Here is a 21,909-nt window from a genome sequence, read left to right on the forward strand (position 1 = left end):
TATACTTTTATCTAAATAATATACTTATTTTATATAAAAAATAAGGAGCAAAAGCTCCTTATTTCTAAAAATTATTGTTGTTCTGCTAATCTCTTATAACCTGCTAATCTTTCCATAGCATCTTGTTCTGTCTTAGCAAATAGTTCTTCAGCTTGTTCTGGGAATGCTTTTGCTAATGAAGCATATCTAACTTCTCCCATTAAGAAGTCTCTGAAGCTTGCCTTTGGTTCCTTAGAATCTAAGCTAAATGGATTCTTAGTTCCCTTTAAGCTTGGATTGTATCTATATAGACCCCAATATCCACATTCAACAGCTTTCTTAGCTTCATCTTGGCTATTTGACATACCAGACTTAATTCCATGGCTGATACATGGTGCATATGCAATGATTAATGATGGACCTGGATAAGCTTCAGCTTCAGCTATAGCTTTAAGAGCTTGGTTCTTATCTGCTCCCATAGAAATTTGTGCTACATATACATATCCATAAGTCATAGCCATCATTCCTAGGTCTTTCTTCTTAGTCTTCTTACCTGAAGCAGCAAATTTAGCTATTGCAGCAGTTGGTGTAGACTTAGAAGATTGTCCACCTGTATTTGAATAGATTTCTGTATCTAATACAAGAACATTAACATCTTCTCCTGAAGCAAGAACGTGATCTAATCCACCGTATCCGATGTCGTAAGCCCAACCGTCTCCTCCGAAGATCCATTGAGATCTCTTAACTAGATAATCTTTTTCCTTTAAAATTTCTCTAGCATAGTCTGCATCAACATTTTGTAGAACTACTTCTACTCTCTTAGCTCTATCTCTAGTTCCTTCTCCACTATTCATATGATCTAACCAGTCTTGAAGTACTGCTTTTACTTCTTCAGAACTTTCAACTTCTAGACCTTTCCTCATATTTTCAGCAATTCTTTCTCTTATAGCCTTAACTCCTAAGAACATACCTAACCCAAATTCAGCATTATCTTCAAATAATGAGTTAGCCCATGCTGGACCATGTCCTTCCTTATTAACTGTATATGGAGTTGCAGGAACTGAACCACCCCAGATTGATGAACATCCTGTAGCGTTAGCTATCATCATTCTATCACCAAATAATTGAGTTACAAGCTTAACGTATGGAGTTTCTCCACAACCTGCACAAGCACCTGAGAATTCAAGTAATGGTTGTTCAAATTGACTACCCTTAACTGTGTTCTTATTCATAGGGTTTTTCTTTGGTTTAATATCATTTACTGCATAATCCCATGGTTCAACTTGATCATGTTGTGATTCTTGTGCCTTCATAATTAATGCTTTACCTGGAGCTGGACATACTTGAGCACAGTTTCCACAGCCTGTACAATCTAGAGGTGAAACTCCAATTGTATAGAACATTGGTTCTTCTGTCTTTAATGCCTTAGCTGGAACAGTCTTCATTCCTTCTGGCGCATTATTCTTTTCTTCTTCTGTTAATAAGAATGGTCTAATTGTAGCATGTGGACATACAAATGCACATTGGTTACATTGAATACATTTATCTTCTTGCCATTCTGGAACATTAATAGCTATTCCTCTCTTTTCATATGCTGCAGTACCTGGCATAAATGTACCATCAGTTAAATCTGCTAATTGAGAAACTGTTAATTCAAATCCTTTTTGAGCATTTATTGGCTCAACAATATTCTTAATGAAGTCTGGTTTATTTCTCTTTTCTTCTTTAACCTCATCAACAGCATCTTTCCAATCAGCTGGAACTTCTATCTTAACTAAAGCTTCTATTCCCTTATCTATAGCAGCATTGTTCATATCAACAACGTTTTGTCCTTTTTTACCATATGAAGTAACAACAGCTTCTTTTAAGTATTTAACTGCATCTTCAACTGGAATAATGTTTGCAATCTTAAAGAATGCTGATTGCATTATCATGTTAATTCTTCCACCAAGTCCAACTTCTTGAGCTATCTTAACAGCATTCAATGTATAGAATTGAATGTCATTATTAGCAATAAATCTCTTCATAGATGCTGGTAATTTTTCATTAAGTTCTTCTGGTGACCAAACAGTGTTAAGTAAGAACTTACCACCCTTCTTTAATCCTTCTAAAACATCATATTTATATACATATGCTTGATTATGACATGCTACAAAATCAGCCTTATCTATTAAATATGGTGACTTAATTGGAGAGTTACCAAATCTTAAGTGAGATACTGTTATACCACCTGACTTCTTAGAGTCATATGAGAAGTATCCTTGAGCATACATATTAGTTTTATCTCCAATGATCTTAATAGCACTCTTGTTAGCACCAACAGTACCATCTGAGCCTAATCCCCAGAACTTACATGCTTTAGTTCCAGCTGGTGTAGCATCTATATCTTCAACAACTTCTAATGAAGTATTTGTTACATCATCAACTATACCTATAGTAAATCCATTCTTAGGATTGTCTAAAGCTAAGTTTGCGAATACTGAAGCAATATGTGATGGGTTTGGATCCTTAGAACCTAATCCATATCTACCTCCAACAATAACAGGAGCATTTTCTCTTCCATAGAAAGCACTCTTAACATCTAGATATAATGGTTCTCCAATTGATCCTGGTTCCTTGGTTCTATCTAATACAGCAATTTTCTTTACTGTGCTTGGTATTACTTTTAATAATTTTTCTACAGAGAATGGTCTATATAATCTAACTTTAACTAAACCAACTTTTTCTCCCCTTGCGTTTAAGAAGTCAACAGTTTCTTCAACAACGTCTATTGATGAACCCATAGAAATAATAATTCTATCAGCATCTGGAGCTCCATAATAATCGAAACAATGATATTCTCTACCTGTCAATTTAGTTATTTCAGCCATGTAGCTTTCAACGATATCTGGAACTTGTTCATAGAATCTATTTACAGCTTCTCTAGTTTGGAAGTAAATATCTGGATTTTGAGCAGTTCCTCTTGTTACTGGATGATTTGGATTTAAGGCTCTTGCTCTAAATTCTTCTAAAGCTTCTTTATCTACTAATTTAGCTAGTTCATCATATTCTAAAACTTCAATCTTTTGTATTTCGTGTGATGTTCTGAACCCATCAAAGAAATTCATAAATGGAATTCTACTTTTAATTGCTGATAAGTGTGCAACAGCAGATAAGTCCATAACTTCTTGAACTGAACCTTCAGCTAACATTGCAAAACCAGTTTGTCTTGCAGCCATTACGTCTTGGTGATCACCAAATATACTTAATGAAGATGTAGCTAAAGCTCTAGCTGATATATGGAATACTGCTGGTAACATTTCCCCTGCAATCTTATACATATTAGGAATCATTAATAATAATCCTTGAGATGCAGTATATGTTGTTGTTAAAGCACCAGCTTGTAAAGATCCATGAACTGCACCAGCTGCACCAGCTTCTGATTGCATTTCCATAACCTTTACAGGTTGTCCAAATATGTTCTTTCTTCCTTGAGCAGCCCATTCATCAACGTGTTCAGCCATTGGTGAAGATGGTGTGATTGGGAATATAGCAGCTACTTCTGTGAAAGCATAGGATATATGAGCAGCGGCTGTATTACCATCCATAGTTTTCATTTTTCTCATCTTTTTGACCTCTCTTCCTTTATATAAAAATTTATAAATACGGCTAATACAGAAATCTATTAAACTGTATTTCATTATTTATTTAGCAATAAACTCAGGGAAAGTAACTACCTTTTTTAAAAAGGTAGTTATTTTATAATATCCCCCAATTTTACTTACTATTTTATTATATACCACTATTTTAATTTTGCAAGTTTTTACGATATTAGGTTGTTAAAAAGATAACCTTTTCATGCAAATATTTTTATTATATATTTTATAGTAATTTTTATTTTTTAATAATTTTTATTTTTTAATATTGGTCATAATAACCTCTATAATTGCATTTACTCCATTTGATACTTCACTGTTTTTCATATTTTCAATCAAATAATTTTTTTTCTCCCTTAATTCTTTTATTTTTTCTAAGATAATACCATTATTTTCTATCATTTCATCTTCATCTAAAACTATAGAATAACCTTCCTTTTCAAAAGAATTAGCATTAAGTATCTGATCTCCCCTGCTTATTTTTTTTGATAACGGTATTAAAAGAGTTGGCTTTCTTAAAGCTAAGAGTTCAAAAATAACATTTGCACCAGCTCTAGAAATAACATAATCTGCTGCTTTTAATAAATGCGGAAGTTCTTCTTTTACATATTCAAATTGAACATAACCTTTTCTTTTATTAAGGTTCTGGGCTAAATTTCCCTTTCCACAAATATGAATTATATTAAAGTTTTCTAATAATTTATCAATATTCTTTCTAATCTCTTCGTTTATACTTTTGGCTCCAAGACTTCCTCCTATGATAAAGAGAATCTCTTTATTATCATTAAAGCCACATATTCTTTTTCCTTCTATAGAATTTCCATTTAATATTTCCTTTCTAATTGGAGTTCCAGTTAAAACTCCCTTTCCATCTTTTATATATTTTAAGCTCTCTCTAAAGGTAACACATAATTTAGATGAAAATGGAGCCGCTAGTTTATTAGCTAATCCTGGTGTTAAGTCTGATTCATGAGAAACTACCGGTATCTTTCTCAAATATGCTGCTATTACTACCGGAACAGCAACAAAGCCACCTTTTGAAAATACTATATTGGGTTTTTCTTTTTTCAATATTTTATTTGCTTCAGCAATACCTTTCATTACTTTAAAAGGGTCAGTAAAATTTTTAATATCAAAATATCTTCTAAATTTTCCTGAAGAAATTTCATAATAAGGTATTTTTGCATCTTTAATTATTTCTTTTTCTATACCATTTTTACTTCCTATATATTTTATTTCAAAGCCCTTTTCCCTTAAGGCTGGTACTAAAGCCAAATTAGGAGTAACATGACCTGCAGTTCCCCCACCAGTCATTATTATTTTATATTTACTCATTAAAACACCACCCGAAATTTAGTTTATAATTGAAAATACATAATACACAATTAAATTTTAATTCTTATTTCTTACTATAACTTTATCCTAGCATCCTAGACTAACTCCTAACTCCACACTCCTAACTCCAAACTAGTTATTACTAACTCCTATTATACCCTATTTTTGCTAATATTTTAACTAAGCCTTAGATGTTTTATCATAAGCTGAATATTTCTATTCCCGTTAAACTCGTTAATTATCGGGTAATAGACTATATCTAAACTTTTATTTAAATAACTACTTTCAACTGCTTCAATAAATTCCTTCTCGCCATATTCAATTATTATCTCTTCTTTTAAATCATCTAAATTATCAAAGCTTACTCCATCTATATATATACTTCTACCATTAAATTCAAACCTAAACCTTAATTTTAAATAGTTCTTTTCTTTTCCAATTAACCATAGTCTTTCAGCAAATAAATTTTTTACTGCAAATAAAGGACTTGGATTTCCCTTTCCATAGGGCTTTAACTTGCTTATAGTATTAATAAGCTCTTCATTTAAATACTTGACTTTAAGTTCAGAATCTATTCTAACAATTGGTATAATATCTTCATCAGTTAATTTGCATATAGAATTAATTTTTCTTCGTAATGCTTCTATATTTTCTTCCTTAATAGAAAGCCCTGCAGCCATAGGATGCCCCCCGAATTTTTCTAAAAGTTCACTACATTTAGTTAATTCTTCAGTAATATTATAATTTTCAATTGATCTAGCTGAGCCCTTAGGCATTTCTTTTCCTCTTGTAATTACAATGGAAGGCTTATTAAACTTTTCCTTAATTCTTCCAGCTACAATTCCAGCAATGCTTTCGTGAATTTCTTCATCATATACCACTATTACTTTGTCCTTGGAATTTTCTTGTTCTATTTTTTCAATAATTCTTTGAGCACCTTCTTGAGTTAAGTCTTGCCTTTCTAAATTTAATCTATGAAGAGTACTAGCTAAATACTTAGCTCTCTCTACATCCTCTGTAATTAAAAGTTCAACAGATAAGGCTGCTGTTTCTAATCTGCCAGTAGAGTTTACACAAGGACCTATTATAAAACCCAAATGATATTCTTCAATTTTTTTATCTTCTAGACCTGTTACTTTATATAATTCCTTTAATCCTATATTTTCTGTTTTATTTAATAGTTCCAAACCTTTTTGAACAATAATTCTATTTTCATCAACTAGATCCACTACATCACATACTGTTGCAATAGCAGCATATTGTATAAGCTTATAAAGCTTACTTTCATCAATATTAAATTCCTTAAATAAACATTGAGACAGCTTTAAAACAACTCCAGCTCCACATAATAATTTAAAAGGATATCTACAATCAGGTCTTTTAGGATTAATTACTGCATCTGCCTTAGGAATAGTAGGCACAAATTCTCCTTCTTCATTTTGAACTAATGGTATATCATGATGATCTGTAACAATAATATCCATTCCTAATTCTTTTGCTAAATTTATTTGTTCGAAACCGGATATTCCATTATCGCAGGTTAAAATTACTTCATAACCTTCCTCTTTTAGTTTTTTAATTCTATCATTATTTAAGCCATAGCCTTCATCTTCCCTATGAGGAATATGATATCCAAAATTTGCTCCAATATATTTTAAGGCATAATAAAGTATGGTTGTACTTATTACACCATCACAGTCATAATCTCCATAAATAACTATTTTTCTATTTTCTAAGACAGCATTTTTAAGTATCTCTACGCCTCTATCCATATCTTTCATAAGATATCCATCATAAAGGTCTTTTATAGTTCCATAAAGAAACTTTTTTGCAAGATTTAGATCATCAATAGATCTATTGGCTAAAAGTCTCAATAATAGTGAATTTTCTTCTATAGAATTAGAGAGCTTTAAAAAGCTCTCTCTTTTATTTGTCATTATCCATTTTTCTTTCATATATCATACACCTATTTAAATAACATAGCCTTTTTAATTTCCTCAACCTTTGATTCTGAAATATGTGATAAGATTTCAAAGGCAAAAGGAATAGCTGCCGCTGGTCCCCTTCCTGTGATTATATTTTTATCTACAACCACTAAATCCTCTTTATAGTTACAACCTTTAATTTCATCTTCAAATCCCGGGTAACATGTCATACTTACTCCCTCTGTTATCTTTGCTTTCCCCAGAGAAATAGGCCCTGCGCAAATTGCACATATATATTTATTTTGACTGCTAAATTTTTTTACAAGATCTATAACTCTTTCATTATCTCTTAAATTAGTTGCACCCGGCATTCCTCCAGGCAATACTAGAAAATCATAGTCTTCAATTTCTGAAGCATTAATATTCTTATCTGCCTTAACTTTAATATTATGAGATGAAATCACATCTTCTCCTTCAAGAGAAAAAGTATCACAGGTTACCTTTGCTCTTCTTAAAATATCAACTACTGTTAATGCTTCTAAAGTTTCAAACCCATTTGCAAGTAAAACTGCAACCTTTGCCATACAAATACCCTCCTTAATATATAATTTCTTTTATTTCATCACCTAAGTCAATAGCCATAAAACTACTTCCCTTACCAGCTCTATTTTGAAGCTTAATAGCATCAATTTCTACTTCCTTATGTTTTTTATTTTTTGTTATTAATTTTATTATATTATAGCTTGTAATAGCAAGTTCATTATTCATATAGCCGCTTTCTACCGATACTATATTACCGTAAATAACTTCATCATTTTCCTTTAGGCTTATTCCTGTTACTCCGGCAGCTACTTTTCCCATTGGATTTATATTATCTGATAAGAATTTAATTCCCATTCCTTTTTTAGTTATCATTAAAATTTCAGCAATTTCATCCTTATGAATACTAACTGATATAACTTCATCATTTTCAAATTTAAATTTATAGGCAGTTTGGAATAAATAGTTTCCTTCAAATTCAGAAAGGTAAGTTTTCTTTACCATTCCTTTTTTAGTAAATAAGTATATTAGTTTAATATCATCATACTCTTTTAAGGATATTAATTTTATTATCTTCTCATTCTTTTCTAGATTATCAATTATTATACTTAATGGAATTTCTCTCTCAAGTACACCTTTAATCATAAAAGCTGGTATTTTTATAACATTTCCCTTATTAGTAAATAATAAAAGTTCACTTAAAGTATCTGTATTTACTTTTAAATCATCCTTAATTTTAATATTATTGTAAGACTTTAATACTCCTTTATTATTTACACCAATATTAAATTCTATATATTCTAATTTTTCGGTATATTCCGCTTCTATCACTTCATCCTTTTCGGCTAGATTAAATAATGATAAAGGTAAAATATTTCTTGGTTGATTTTCTAATTTTGGAAGTTCTAAGTCAAAACTTAAACCTAATTTTGTTTTAATTTTAATAAATTCTTTTTCTTCTTCCTCATTAAGCATTATAACATTAACTAGTTCGTCATCAGCTTTAAGTTTAAGTGCTTGAAGCTTACTATAATTCGTTTGAAAATTATCTAATGAACTTTTCTTTATTCCGCCTTTTGAAGTTACAAATTGTAAGTATCTATTCGGCATAAAATTATCTACAGAAAAGACTTCTACTATTTTTTCCTCTTCAAGATTTAAACTTTTAATGAATTCCTCAATTCGCTCTCCCTTTTCCTTCCACTTTCCTTCTACAATATTTGTAACCTTTGCTTGATACATATTTCCCTTATTCGTAAAAAGTAATAAATTATGAGTTGTATTAGATTCAATTAAAAATCTTAGTTCATCTCCCTCTCTATATTCAATAGCTTCCGCATCTGAATTTGCTCTATTATAAGCCTTTGTAGATATTCTCTTAATAAATCCTTCCTTTGAAAGGGTAATCATTACATCTTCTACAACGATAAGTTCTTCAATATCTATCTTAGCTTCCTCATCATCTTTAACAATAGCTGTTTTTCTTTCACTTCCATACTTTTCTGCTATTTCTTTTAATTCAGTTTTTATAACCTTAAATAATTCCCTTTCATCTGATAATATTTTCCTTAATTTTTTTATTAGTTTTTCTAATTCATTATATTCCTTCTTAAAAACTTTTATTTCTAAACCTGTTAACCTATAAAGCATAAGTTCTAAAATAGCTTCAGTTTGTATTTCAGTAAAATTAAACTTATTCATTAAGTTAATTCCTGCATCTTTTTTAGACTTAGATTCCCTAATAGTTTTTATTACTTCATCTAAAACATCTATTGCCTTAATAAATCCTTCAACAATATGAAATCTTCTTTCTGCATTTTCAAGTTCTTTCTTTGTTCTTCTTGTTATAATTTCCTTTTGATGATTAACATAATGATGAATTATTGTTTTAAGCCCCATTGTTTGAGGCTTACCATCAGCTAGAGCCACCATATTAAAGCTTAAATTACATTGCAAATCTGACCTCTTAAATAAATATTTTAGCACCTTATCAGCTATATCTTTATCAGCAGATTTTTTTAATTCAATAACTGCCCTTATTCCATTTCTATCTGATTCATCTCTTATATCAATTATTGCCTCTAAAGCCTTTGAGTGCTTCTTATCTCCTGTCATTTCAGAAATAGTTTGAAGGAGTTTTGCCTTATTTCTTCTAAAAGGGAATTCGGTTATTACTATTCCCCATCTTCCATTTTCTAATTTTTCTATGCTTGTTTTAGCCCTAAGGGTTACCTTTCCTTCTCCTGTTTCATAGGCAGATAACAATGACTGTTCACCAATTAAAATTCCGCCAGTTGGTAGATCAGGCCCCTTGACATATTGCATTAGCTCTTTTGTAGTTATTTCATTATTATCAATATAAGCTAGTACTCCTTCTATTACTTCTTTTAAATTATGAGGTGGAATATTTGTTGCTAATCCAACGGCAATTCCAAAAGAACCATTTACTAATAGATTTGGATATTTACTTGGTAGAACAGTTGGTTCCATTTCAGTATCTGAATAGTTTGGAACCATATCTACAACATCTTTTTCTATATCTCTAAGCATTTCTAATGCTATTGGTGATAGTCTTGCTTCAGTATATCTCATAGCTGCCGCACCATCACCATCCATAGAACCCCAGTTACCATGACCATCTATAAGTGGTTCTTTAGTAGAAAAATCTTGAGATAAAATAACCATAGCATCATAAACTGATGTATCCCCATGAGGATGATACTTACCTAAGATATCTCCCACTATTCTTGCTGATTTATAATAAGGTTTATCTGGAAAAGCCTTTAATTTATATGCACCATACAATATTCTTCTATGAACAGGTTTTAGTCCATCTCTAACATCTGGCAATGCTCTATCCTTTGCAACTTCAATAGCATAGGGTAAATAGTTATCTGGCATTGCCTCTTCTAAAAGGATTTTTATTATATTATTATCCTTCGGTATATTGTTAACTTTTTTCGCCATAACATTTCTCCATTCTAACTATTTTAAAATTCACCATATTTAGATATATAAGCTTTTCTTGGTCCAACAACATCTCCCATTAATAAAGAAACCATTTTTTCTGCTTTAGCAGCATCTTCTACAGTTACTTGAAGAAGAGTTCTTGTTTCTGGATTTAATGTTGTTTCCCAAAGCTGATCTGGATTCATTTCTCCAAGACCTTTATATCTTTGTATTAGAGCTCCTTTTCCTATTTCTTTTTTTACAGCTTCTAATTCATCATCACTATAGGCATATTTATAAATTTCTTTTCCTTTAACATTTTTATATACCTTATATAAAGGCGGCTGCGCTAAATATAAATGACCATTAGTAATAAGAGGTCTCATATATCTATAAATATAAGTCATCCATAAGGTTCTAATATGGTATCCATCGACATCGGCATCACTTAGGATTATTATTTTATCGTATTTTAAATCCTCTTCCCTGTAATTTTCTAAGGTTCCAGTGCCAATAGCTGTGTTAAATATTTTTAATTCCTCTGAAGCTAGTACGTTTTCTAATTTTTGTTTTTCTGTATTCATAATTTTACCTTTAGAAGGCATTATGGTCTGAAAACGTCTATCTCTAGCCTGCTTTGCAGATCCACCCGCAGAATCTCCTTCCACAACAATAAATTCTGCTACAGAACTATCTCTTAAAGAGCATACTGCTACTTTACCAACTAATGGCGCGGCTCCCTTACCAATTTTTCTTTTTTCTGCTTCATTTATTTTTTTAATTTTTTCTCTTCTTTGAGCTGCTTGAAGGGCATTATTTATTAACATTGCAGCGATTTCTTTATTATCTTCTATCCATTCAGTAAATTTTAAATAAGATAATTCATTCATCATAGTATAAGCTTCACTGCTGCCAAGTTTAGTTTTGGTTTGACCTTCAAAGATAGGATTACTTATCTTAATCCTAATAATAGCAGTCATTCCTTCTCTTAAATCATCCCCCTCAAATTCCTTATCCTTTTCTTTTATAAGACCAAGTTTTCTAGCACCCTCTTTAAAAGCTCTAGTCATTCCTGTTTTAAATCCTGTTTCATGAGTTCCAGCTTCTGTTGTGGGAATATTATTTACATAGCTGGCTATATGCTCAGTTGTTGAGTCTGTAAATTGCACACATACTTCACCAAACATATTAATATCATTTATAGTCTTTTCACCTTCAAAAAATATCGGCTGCTGATGTATAGGGGTTTTACTTTCATTTAGGTATTCTATAAAATCTAAAAGCCCATTTTCAGAGTAATAAGTTTTTCTAAACTCCTCTTCTTTTCTTAAGTCTACCAACTCTAAATGTATTCCTTTATTTTGGAATGCTAATTCTTGTAATCTTTCATCTATCACATCAATATTAAAATCTATAGTTGAAAAGACTTCTTTATCAGGCATAAATGTAACTTTACTTCCTGTTTCGCTTGTTTTTCCTACAATTTCAAGTTTTGTGACTGGTGTTCCTGGCATATTTCTTTTTAATTCTTGATCATAAGCATAAGCAAATCTTTGTCTATATATATTCCCATTTTGATATACTTCTACTTCAAGCCATGTAGATAAGGCATTAACTACAGCTGCCCCAACACCATGAAGTCCTCCAGAGGTTTTATAATTTTTATTATTAAATTTACCACCAGTATGTAATTCAGTAAAAACCATTTCTACTCCTGATTTCTTTTTTACAGGATGTATCCCAGTAGGAATTCCCCTACCGTTGTCTCTTATAGTTATACTTTTGTCTTTATTAATAATTACACATGCTTTATCTCCATAGCCATTAGATATTTCATCTATAGCATTATCTAATATTTCCCATACACAATGATGTAAGCCTTTTGTACCTGTAGAGCCTATATACATCCCAGGTCTTACTCTTACTGGTTCCAACTTTTCAAGGGAAGTTAAATCCGTGACATCATAATTTTTCTTTATCTCATCGCTCATACAAACCTCCAAATACTTTTACATCTTTTTCTTTAATGTTAAACATAATAATTTTTATTTTAACATAATTAAATCCTAATTAAAAATATAAACCATTTTCTTTAACAATTCAAACATTAGTTCGCTAAAACCAAAAATAAAAGTGAGGGGACTTCCCTCACTTCTACTGCATATCAAGAATTTCTACATTTCTAATATGTTTAGTTGGATTCCATTCCTTATTATTTTTCTTAATTATACCTTCTAAGGTTATTGGTACCCAAGTCAAGGTATATAAAGAATATAATAAAAATCTAATAAAGAACTTTAATTTTTCTTTTCCTAATATAGTAAAGATTGAAATTAAAAATAACAAATTAAATAATAACTCTATTAAAAATACCTCTCCTTTGTAATTTAATCTTTTTGCTAATATAGGAAGGAAAATTGTACTTATTGCATAAAATGCAAACATTGTAAAGAATCCAATTGATATCTTTCTATCTAATTTTAGTATTAATGGTGTCATTAAAAATTGTATTAATGTAATAACCATTATTACTTTGTTTCCCAATAAATAGTTCATCATAAATATATCTTCACCAATCGGCAAATAACTGCCAGCAAAACTTAATAAAGCCGAAATTGCCATCGCTATAGTAATAAAAGGTTGAATAACATATAATGCACAATCCAAAACGTATAATCTTCTCTCTTTAATGCCTTTTTTTACTAACTTGGTGAAATATCTAGAAGCTACATCAGCAAATCCCTGCATCCATCTTCTTCTTTGCACCCAAGATTGTTTCAAAGTAAGAGGTTTCTCATCATAAATTATTGCATCATGAGCCCAACCTACTTTTTCTCCGTTTAATATCATCTTGCAGGTAAATTCTAAATCCTCAGTTAAACATTTAGCTCCCCAGCCATGTTCTTTTAAAAGTCTAGTATCAATAGCAAATCCAGTTCCACCTATTTGATTAGATAATCCTAAATTAGCTCTTGCTAATTGATACATTCTATTTTGTGTCCAAAAAGCAATTGAATACGAAGATGTAATCCAAGAATCATTTGGATTTTTGCTATCAATATATCCTTGTACAACTTTATAGCCTTCTTGCATTTTTGAATTTATTTCTTTACACCAATTTCTTGAAACTATATTATCTGCATCAAAAATAGCTACAACATCATATTTTTTTTGCATTCTAAATATTTTATCAAACATCCATTCTAAAGCAACGCCCTTACCTTTTTCTACCTTGTTAAATCTCTCATAAACTTTTACTCCATATTGTCTAGCAACCTTTGCCGTGTTATCAGTACAATTATCTGCAATAATAAAGATATCAAAAAGTTCCCTTGGATAATCCTGATTCAATAAACTTTCTATTAACTTGCCAATTACTATCTCTTCATTATGAGCTGCAACTATGAGGGCAAATTTATTTTTAGGCATGTAATTCTTTTTTTCTGCTTTCCTATGTAATCCAAAAAAAGATAAAATAAAATAATACATCATTATTAAAAAAACAAGAATTTGGAATACACCAGTAACAGAAAAAACTAACTTTTCCATTATATCAACTCCTATATAAAATGCGAAATTTGCTTGTTACAAATTTACTTCACACCTTTATCTAATATATTCCTATATCTACAAAAAATCAAGTATATAAATCTTAATTTTTGCTTAATTATCTCTTAACAATTAGAAGGCTTATGACATAATGGAAAAGTTTTATATATTTAATTTTACACAATTCCTTGAGAATACATTGCTTCTGCAACTTTAAGGAAACCTGCAATATTTGCTCCCATTAAAATATTTCCTTCATCACCATATTCCTTAGCTGCATTTTTTGCATTTAAATAAATGTCTTTCATGATATTCTTTAACTTATTATCTACTTCTTCAAAGGACCAAGAAGCTCTAACACTATTTTGACTCATTTCAAGCGCTGAAACAGCTACGCCACCTGCATTAGCTGCCTTAGCAGGACCAAATAAAACTCCTGCCTTTTGGAATACTTCTATTGCATCTAGATCTGTTGGCATATTAGCTCCTTCTGATACTGCTTTAACTCCATTTTTTACAAGTGTTTCTGCTGATTCCTTATTAATTTCCCCTTGAGTTGCACATGGTAGTGCTATATCACACTTAACTTCCCAAATCTTTCTATGATCTTCAAAGTATTTAGCAGTTGGTACTTTTTCTATATATTCTTTTATTCTTCCTCTTTTAACTTCTTTAATGTCCTTTATTACTTCAAGATTTATTCCATTTTCATCGTAAATATAGCCATTTGAATCACTCATTGCAACAACTTTAGCACCAAATTGATGAGCTTTTTCTAAAGCGTATATTGCTACATTTCCTGATCCTGAAATAACAACAGTACTATCTTTAAAACTTAAGTTTTTATCCTTTAACATCTCTTCAGTAAAATATACTAAACCATAACCTGTAGCTTCTGTTCTAACTAAGCTGCCACCATAAGATAATCCTTTTCCTGTCAATACACCTTCATAAGCATTTCTTATTTTTTTATAATAACCATACATATAGCCTATCTCTCTTCCTCCAACTCCAATATCGCCAGCTGGAACATCTGTATCAGCTCCTATATGCTTACATAATTCTGCCATAAAGCTTTGACAAAATCTCATAATTTCTCTATTAGACTTTCCTTTTGGATCAAAATCAGATCCACCTTTTCCTCCACCTATAGGAAGACCTGTTAAGGAATTTTTAAATATTTGCTCAAAACCTAAAAACTTTATTATGCTTTGATTTACTGTTTTATGAAATCTTAAACCACCCTTATAAGGACCTATTGCACTATTAAATTGTACTCTATATCCCCTATTTACTCTTACTTTTCCTTCGTCATCAACCCATGGTACTCTAAAAAAGATTTGTCTTTCAGGTTCAACTATTCTTTCTAATAATCCCTCTTCAATATACTCTGGATGTTTATCAAATACTGGCGCTAATGAAATTAAAACCTCTTTTACTGCATTTAAAAATTCTACTTCTCCCTTGTTTCTTTCTTCTACTTCTTTAATAACTTTTTCTACATACTCTTTGCCTAACATACTAAATTCAACTCCCCATTTTTATATTTGCTCATTTTATGATTTTTATATCACAAATAAACCGAATTAATAATTTATCAGTATTATACATCTATAAGTATATTTTTGTAAATATTTTTTTGTTATTTTTATGTTTTGTTATAATTTTTCTTGTTTTATTAACAAATTGATATTTTAACCGAAGAAAAAACTGTGTTTCCAAAGTTAATTTAAAAAAATAATGATATTATTAGACCTAACACAAGACCACCCATATGGGCAAAATTATCTATATTGGGAATAGTTATCCCTATTAATATGTTTAACAATATAGTCTCTATTATATTTTTAATATATAATTTTCCTATTTTCTTTTTATTTTTAAATCCAAAGATAAGCATAGCTCCCAATAGTCCAAAAATTGCTCCTGAAGCTCCAACAGATATTCCTTTAGAAAATAAATAACTAAAAACAGAAGCTCCTAATAATGAAAAAACATAAATTAAAATATATTTTTTTGTTCCATATACTTCTTCTACTTCTTTACCTATAATATTTAATGCACTCATATTAAAAAATAAATGCATTATACCTCCATGTAAAAAACCTGCTGTAATAAGCCTATAAAATTCTCCATTTTCTATTAAAATATTATATTTAGCCCCCATTTCAACTAAAGTATAAATATCTATATTAAACAATCTTCTAGAATTTATTATTTCTAATAAATATACGATTATATTTATTAGTATGATAGTATAAGTAATTTTATATTTTGTTAATTCTAGCCTTTTCTTTTTTCTTTTATTATTAATAATTAAATTTATTATTGGTACATAAACTTTTGTACCTTCTCCATAATAAAGAATCTTGTTACTCTCTAATGAGAAAATTAGTTTATTATAGTTAGCTTCTATAAAATTTAGTTCTCTCTTTTTAGTTATTACTATATTATTTATAAAAAAGGGTTTATTTAAACTTTTTGATAAAAACTCAAAACATTCATTATAAGTGCTTGTATCATCTTCTTCTGTTACTATTACAGCTGCATAATTTTCACCAAGATCAAGTAATGCAACCCATCTATTTAAATTCGTAAAAGCACTATAATAGTCCTTAATAAAAAATTTTAATTCCTTTGTTAAAATATTGAAAAAATCCCTTTCAAACTGCTCCAAAAAAACACCTCGCTATATCATTTATAATTTCTTATTTAGCATTTCACCTTTATTTATTTCACAATATAAAAAGAATTGACAGTTGACAACTAGGAGTTTTCCTCAACTGTCCACTGTCATTTATTAATTATTCATTAAAGGATTATAAAAAATATCTATTCTTTAATTTCTTTTTCTAACATATCTAAAAGCTGATTAAATCTTGAAATTGTAGCCTCTAATGGTTTTGAAGTTGTCATATCCACACCTGCATTTTTGAGTATTTCTATTGGATAATCACTTCCGCCACTCTTTAAGAAACCAATATACTTAGATACTGCATCTTTTTCCTTATCTAAAATTGATTTTGCAAAAGCAGATGCTGCTGCATATCCAGTAGCATATTGATATACATAGAAATCAGAATAGAAATGAGGTATTCTTGCCCATTCACTATCTATTTCTTTATCAACTACCATTGATGGTCCAAAGTATTTTACATTCAAATCATGCCAAGCTTTATTATAATCTGTAGCAGTTAATGATTCTCCTTTTTCTATACTTTCATGAGTAAATAATTCAAATTCTGCAAACATCAATTGTCTAAATACTGTAGTTCTAATTTGTTCTAGTTCTTGATTTATTAAGAATAGCTTTTTCTTTTTATCCTCTTCCTTATTTATTAAATGATGAATTAATAAAGCCTCATTTGTTGTTGATGCGACTTCTGCGCAGAACAAGGTATATCCAGCATAAATATATGGCTGCTCTTTTCTAGAATAATAAGAGTGGATTGAGTGCCCCATTTCATGAGCTAAAGTGGATACATCATTTAATGTATAATTATAATTTAAAAGTACATAAGGCATTGTTTTATAACCGCCCCAGGAGTAAGCTCCTCCTCTTTTTCCTTTATTTTGATAAATATCTATCCAGCCATCCTTAATTCCACTATTAAATATTTGTAAATATTCTTCTCCTAAAGGAGCTAAACCTTCTGTAATTATATTTACAGCTTCATCAAATTCTATATGTTCCTTTGGCATTTCGATTACAGGTACATATAAATCATACATATGAATTTCATCTAATTCTAAAAGTTTCCTTTTTAAATCTACATATCTATGAAGTGATTTAATATTATCATTAATAGTTTTTATAGAATTTGTATATACTTCAACAGGAATTTCATTTGGCTTTAAGGATGCCTCTAAGGCAGAATTATACTTTCGTATTTTAGCACTAAAATTAAAGTTTTTTATTGAACTTGTTAATGAAGTTGCTAAAGTATTTTCTAACTTCTTATATTCGCTAAATAAGGCTGTGAATGCTTCTTTTCTAACTTTTCTATCCTTACTTTTAATAAAAGTTGAATAGTTTGCTTCTGTTAATTCTACTTTTTCTCCATCTTCATCAGTTATAGTTGGGAATTTCATATCTGCATTAGTTAACATATTGTGTATTGTACTTGGTGCGTCAAGACAGTCTGAAACTTTTGCTAATAATTCTTCCTCTTTTTTAGTTAAAATATGAGGTTTTTCTTTTAAAATATCCTTAAACATGAAATCATACATTTTAAATTCTTCATTATTATTAATAATACTTTCAATATATCCATCTTCAAAGGATAAAATTTCTGGTACAAAATAAGATGTAAAAGATGAAAACTCTGCTAAATAAGCGTCAATTCTATTCATCATTGCTTGATACTTTGTATTTGAAGTATCTTCATCACTCTTTAAATGAGCATAAATGTATATATTTTCTACTTTTATATCAAGTTCTTCACTCTTTTTTAAATATTCAAGGAGAAGCTTCTCATCTTTTAACCTTCCTTCAAAAGTTTTTAGTATTGGTGCTTCTTCTTTTACTTCTTTAAAGGCTTTTTCCCAAGCTTCATCATTAGGGAAAATCTTATTTACTTTCCATTTGAATTTTTCCTCTATTTCTTCTCTGCTTTTCAGCTTTTTTAAATCACTCATAATACTGCCTAATACTTAGGCCCTCCCTTCTACATATATTCTTCTTCTTTGCCCTTAATATCATTAAAGACCTTTTCCATAGTTAAATCAATTAAACCTAAAGCTTTTTCTATTTTTTCCTTCATAATATTATAATCCTCAACATAGTTAAATTTTATTAAAAATGTTGGATTATATTCATCTAAAACATCTTCTATTTCAAAATCATTTTCTTTAAAAATTTCATAATTAAAAAGATCATATATAGCAGAGTATTCCCATTCTTCAACATCTTTATTTGTATCAAAGTATAAATTTACAATTCCATTTAAAACAAAAAATTTTTTTACATATTCAGCTCCCTCTGAAACCTGAAAGCTGCCTAACTCTTTTGTTATAAATCCTGTTTCACTATCCTTTTCCATTAATACTAAACTTGAAAAATCCATATTTCTTCCTCCAATATACTTACTTTAGTTTTTCAACTTATCTATATTATATGTTTTATTCAGAATATAAATCAACCTATAAAAGTGCATAGAACTTATATTTAATGCATAGTTCACAAGTTTAATATTATAAATTTTCTAAATTTAAAAAACTAGGAAATAATTTCATTCTAAGCTGTGAATTATGCACTATAATCAAAAAAATTGCTTTTCAATATCTAAATATGGCAATACTATTGATAATAAAATAAAGTGTATATTATAAAGTTATTCTTGCAAGTCATTTGCATTTTCATATATAATAGAAAAAGAAATTTTAGGAGATGATTATTAAATGATTAATATAAAAAACCTATGTTTTTCATATTCTAATAAGCCACCTTATGCATTAAATAATATAAACCTCACTATTCCTGATGGTGTTTATTTATCTATTATTGGCGAAAATGGAAGTTGTAAAACTACACTAATAAAATTAATTTTAGGAATTCTAAAGCCTAATTTAGGTTCTATTGAAATAAGTACCAATAATATTGGATATGTTCCTCAGAGACTTGATTCTTTTAATTCTCAATTCCCAATTACAGTTAAGGAAGTCTTATCATGTCATAAAAAATCCTTAAAAAATAAAAATATTAATATCTTAGACATTCTTAAAATAGTTAATATGAATGATTATAAAAACAAATTGTTAGGAATGTTATCAGGCGGACAGCAACAAAGAGTTCTAATCGCAAGAGCTTTAATGGGAAATCCTGATATTATTATTTTAGATGAACCTTCTACTGGAGTTGATGAAATAAATCAAAAAGAAATTTATAGTATATTAAGAAAATTAAATAAAGAAAATAAAAAAACTATTATTTCTATTGAACATAATATTAATATTGCTTTAGAAAATTCAACTCATATATTAAGAATAAATAATGGAGAAGTTAAACTTTATACTGTTGAAGAATATAAAAAAATTAGAAATAATAATTTGGATTTAGATAATGTTATTTAATTTCTTTATTTCGGAAAGGTAGATTTTATGTTTCAATTAGATTTTATGCAGAATGCTTTTATTGCTGGAATAATTATTTCAATACTTTGTCCTTTTATAGGCCTTTTTTTAGTACTAAGACGCTATTCTACAATTGGTGACACTCTATCCCACTCTTCCTTTGCTGGTGTAGCCATAGGTCTTGTTTTGGGTATTAATCCAATATTATCAGCATTCTTATTTACTACTATCTGCGCTATAGTTATTGAATTTCTAAGAGGTTATTATAAGAAATATGCAGAACTTGTTATGTCTATAGTACTTACCCTAAGCCTTGGAATTGCAATTCTATTAATAAGCAGCGGGAAAGCATCAACTAAGGTTAACTCTTATTTATTTGGAAGTATTTTAACAGTTTCCAGCGAAGATATAAAGTTAATTTTTATTGTTGGAATTATATCATTACTTACTCTGATATTTTTATATAATAAGCTTCTTTATATAACCTTTGATGAAGAGGGTGCTAAAACTTCCAACATTAATGTAAAATTAATAAACTATATTTTCACTATTTTAGTTGGAGCAACAATTTCAATGTCTATTAGAGTTATGGGCTTACTAGTTATCTCATCAATTATGATAGTTCCTGTTGCAACTGCAATGCAATTAAAAAAGGGATTTAAAACGACTTTAATTTCTTCTATTATTTTTGGAATGATAGATATACTTTTAGGGTTAAGCTTATCTTATTATATTGATAGTGCTCCAGGAGGAACCATTGCTATTACTTCAGTTATTACCTTAACAATAGTTATAATAATCAATAAATTTTTAAATAATAAATAAAAAAATTCAAGATTAGTTTCTTGAATTTTTTTTATCCTTACACTCTTCACAAACACCCTTAAGTTCTAATTTATGTTCTGTTAAACTAAAACCTGCCTGGGCTTTAATAATTTCTTCTATTTCTTCCATAGGACATTGAATTTCCACACTTTTATTACATAAATCACATTTTAAAAGATGTTTATGTCCTTCTTTTTTTAAAACATAAAGGGCTGGACCATCTATATTTATTTTCTTGATTATTTCTTTCTCTTCAAATAATTCTAATGTTCTGTAAATGGTACTAAGATTTAAATTTTCATATTGCTTTTTACATAAATCATATATATTTTCTGCAGAAAGACCTTTATTTGAAGATTTTAATATATTTAATATTGCAATTCTTCCACTCGTTATTCTTATATTATTATCTTTTAAATACCTTTCCCAGCTCATATTTTTCTCCTAACGTAATTTAATAATTTTATTATATCACTAAAACTAAATATGTTAAACACCGAAAACTATCATCTTTAGCCCGAGACAAATTAAAATAAATCCACCTAATATATCAGCATATTTATTTACAAAGTCTATTTTCCTTATATATTTACAAGTAAAGAAACCTACCAAGCAAATTAATAATGTTACTAAACCTACTATTAAAGAATATAAAAAAATTACAATAAATTTTGTTGAATAAAGGCTAGTAAAACCAACTACCAATGCATCTATGCTAACTGAAATTCCTAGTATTATATACATTGTTTTTTTAATTAACAATGCATCATCAGTATCTTCTTTTTTAAAGGAATCTATTATCATTATAATACCAAGCAAAAATACAGTGATTCCGCCTAAAATATCAGGAATTGTTACTATGTATTCATTAAATAGCCTTCCTTGAATTCCCCCTAATAAAATAAATAAAAATTGAAAAAAAGAAAATGATAAAATAAATGCTATTTTACTCCTTCTCTTAAGCTTTGGATTTATACCAAGACTTATTGTAAGCCCCAAGGCATCCATACCTAATGCCATAGCAACAAAAAATATATCTTTTAAAGTCATTTTTTCCCTCCCTAGTTTATCATATCTACCCTTCTTTACTATTTTATTAA

15 protein-coding genes are annotated in these 21,909 nt (G+C 29.1%); 2 read left to right on the top strand and 13 right to left on the bottom strand.

Translation table 11 applies throughout. From position 1 onward, the window contains the following. Positions 1-71 precede the first annotated feature (71 nt). From nifJ to BEN51_RS06615, 11 genes are all read right to left on the bottom strand, one after another. A complete protein-coding gene (gene nifJ / locus BEN51_RS06565; protein WP_119865283.1) occupies positions 72-3,584 on the bottom strand; it encodes a pyruvate:ferredoxin (flavodoxin) oxidoreductase in 3,513 nt (1,170 codons plus the stop codon). A gap of 285 nt (positions 3,585-3,869) precedes the next feature. After that, entirely contained in the window at positions 3,870-4,949 is a 1,080-nt protein-coding gene (locus tag BEN51_RS06570) for an undecaprenyldiphospho-muramoylpentapeptide beta-N-acetylglucosaminyltransferase (RefSeq protein ID WP_119865284.1), read from the bottom strand. 176 nt (positions 4,950-5,125) lie between these two features. Beyond that, positions 5,126-6,904, bottom strand: a complete 1,779-nt coding sequence (recJ, locus tag BEN51_RS06575) for a single-stranded-DNA-specific exonuclease RecJ (RefSeq protein ID WP_119865285.1) — start codon at positions 6,902-6,904, stop codon at positions 5,126-5,128. 11 nt (positions 6,905-6,915) lie between these two features. Next, positions 6,916-7,458, bottom strand: a complete 543-nt coding sequence (locus tag BEN51_RS06580; RefSeq protein ID WP_119865286.1) for a DJ-1 family glyoxalase III — start codon at positions 7,456-7,458, stop codon at positions 6,916-6,918. Between the two features lie 13 nt (positions 7,459-7,471). Beyond that, positions 7,472-10,381, bottom strand: coding sequence for a DNA topoisomerase IV subunit A (locus BEN51_RS06585; protein ID WP_119865287.1), 2,910 nt, complete (start codon positions 10,379-10,381; stop codon positions 7,472-7,474). Between the two features lie 23 nt (positions 10,382-10,404). Beyond that, a complete protein-coding gene (locus tag BEN51_RS06590; RefSeq protein ID WP_119865288.1) occupies positions 10,405-12,354 on the bottom strand; it encodes a DNA gyrase/topoisomerase IV subunit B in 1,950 nt (649 codons plus the stop codon). 163 nt (positions 12,355-12,517) lie between these two features. Next, a complete protein-coding gene (locus BEN51_RS06595) occupies positions 12,518-13,912 on the bottom strand; it encodes a glycosyltransferase family 2 protein (protein ID WP_119865289.1) in 1,395 nt (464 codons plus the stop codon). Positions 13,913-14,088: 176 nt separating this feature from the next. Next, positions 14,089-15,432 carry an NADP-specific glutamate dehydrogenase gene (gene gdhA / locus BEN51_RS06600; RefSeq protein ID WP_119865290.1) on the bottom strand — a complete coding sequence of 448 codons (1,344 nt, stop codon included), beginning with the start codon at positions 15,430-15,432 and terminating at the stop codon, positions 14,089-14,091. A gap of 209 nt (positions 15,433-15,641) precedes the next feature. Continuing rightward, positions 15,642-16,589: a rhomboid family intramembrane serine protease gene (locus BEN51_RS06605; protein WP_119865291.1), complete on the bottom strand. Its 948-nt coding sequence runs from the start codon at positions 16,587-16,589 to the stop codon at positions 15,642-15,644. Between the two features lie 155 nt (positions 16,590-16,744). Beyond that, a complete protein-coding gene (pepF, locus tag BEN51_RS06610; RefSeq protein ID WP_119865292.1) occupies positions 16,745-18,550 on the bottom strand; it encodes an oligoendopeptidase F in 1,806 nt (601 codons plus the stop codon). A gap of 29 nt (positions 18,551-18,579) precedes the next feature. After that, a complete protein-coding gene (locus tag BEN51_RS06615) occupies positions 18,580-18,978 on the bottom strand; it encodes a DUF6762 family protein (protein WP_119865293.1) in 399 nt (132 codons plus the stop codon). A gap of 334 nt (positions 18,979-19,312) precedes the next feature. Here BEN51_RS06615 and BEN51_RS06620 point away from each other — a divergent pair, with 334 nt between their 5' ends. Beyond that, on the top strand, positions 19,313-19,984 hold the full coding sequence (locus tag BEN51_RS06620) for a metal ABC transporter ATP-binding protein (RefSeq protein WP_119865294.1): 672 nt from the start codon (positions 19,313-19,315) through the stop codon (positions 19,982-19,984). 27 nt (positions 19,985-20,011) lie between these two features. Beyond that, positions 20,012-20,809, top strand: coding sequence for a metal ABC transporter permease (locus BEN51_RS06625; RefSeq protein ID WP_119865295.1), 798 nt, complete (start codon positions 20,012-20,014; stop codon positions 20,807-20,809). A gap of 12 nt (positions 20,810-20,821) precedes the next feature. Here BEN51_RS06625 and BEN51_RS06630 read toward each other — a convergent pair whose 3' ends face one another. Continuing rightward, the gene (locus BEN51_RS06630; protein ID WP_119865296.1) at positions 20,822-21,244 is read right to left on the bottom strand and encodes a Fur family transcriptional regulator; all 423 of its coding nucleotides are present in this window, start codon (positions 21,242-21,244) and stop codon (positions 20,822-20,824) included. 54 nt (positions 21,245-21,298) lie between these two features. Further along, positions 21,299-21,859, bottom strand: a complete 561-nt coding sequence (locus tag BEN51_RS06635; RefSeq protein ID WP_119865297.1) for a manganese efflux pump MntP — start codon at positions 21,857-21,859, stop codon at positions 21,299-21,301. Positions 21,860-21,909 lie beyond the last annotated feature (50 nt).

This window comes from Clostridium isatidis (assembly GCF_002285495.1).
GTDB classification, from domain to species: domain Bacteria; phylum Bacillota; class Clostridia; order Clostridiales; family Clostridiaceae; genus Clostridium; species Clostridium isatidis.

Bases quoted from the DNA above. Each gene is read 5' to 3' on its own strand.
- nifJ (WP_119865283.1), bottom strand. From the start codon at position 3,584: ATGAGAAAAATGAAAACTATGGATGGTAATACAGCCGCTGCTCATATA.
- BEN51_RS06570 (WP_119865284.1), bottom strand. From the start codon at position 4,949: ATGAGTAAATATAAAATAATAATGACTGGTGGGGGAACTGCAGGTCAT.
- recJ (WP_119865285.1), bottom strand. From the start codon at position 6,904: ATGAAAGAAAAATGGATAATGACAAATAAAAGAGAGAGCTTTTTAAAG.
- BEN51_RS06580 (WP_119865286.1), bottom strand. From the start codon at position 7,458: ATGGCAAAGGTTGCAGTTTTACTTGCAAATGGGTTTGAAACTTTAGAA.
- BEN51_RS06585 (WP_119865287.1), bottom strand. From the start codon at position 10,381: ATGGCGAAAAAAGTTAACAATATACCGAAGGATAATAATATAATAAAA.
- BEN51_RS06590 (WP_119865288.1), bottom strand. From the start codon at position 12,354: ATGAGCGATGAGATAAAGAAAAATTATGATGTCACGGATTTAACTTCC.
- BEN51_RS06595 (WP_119865289.1), bottom strand. From the start codon at position 13,912: ATGGAAAAGTTAGTTTTTTCTGTTACTGGTGTATTCCAAATTCTTGTT.
- gdhA (WP_119865290.1), bottom strand. From the start codon at position 15,432: ATGTTAGGCAAAGAGTATGTAGAAAAAGTTATTAAAGAAGTAGAAGAA.
- pepF (WP_119865292.1), bottom strand. From the start codon at position 18,550: ATGAGTGATTTAAAAAAGCTGAAAAGCAGAGAAGAAATAGAGGAAAAA.
- BEN51_RS06615 (WP_119865293.1), bottom strand. From the start codon at position 18,978: ATGGATTTTTCAAGTTTAGTATTAATGGAAAAGGATAGTGAAACAGGA.
- BEN51_RS06620 (WP_119865294.1), top strand. From the start codon at position 19,313: ATGATTAATATAAAAAACCTATGTTTTTCATATTCTAATAAGCCACCT.
- BEN51_RS06625 (WP_119865295.1), top strand. From the start codon at position 20,012: ATGTTTCAATTAGATTTTATGCAGAATGCTTTTATTGCTGGAATAATT.
- BEN51_RS06630 (WP_119865296.1), bottom strand. From the start codon at position 21,244: ATGAGCTGGGAAAGGTATTTAAAAGATAATAATATAAGAATAACGAGT.
- BEN51_RS06635 (WP_119865297.1), bottom strand. From the start codon at position 21,859: ATGACTTTAAAAGATATATTTTTTGTTGCTATGGCATTAGGTATGGAT.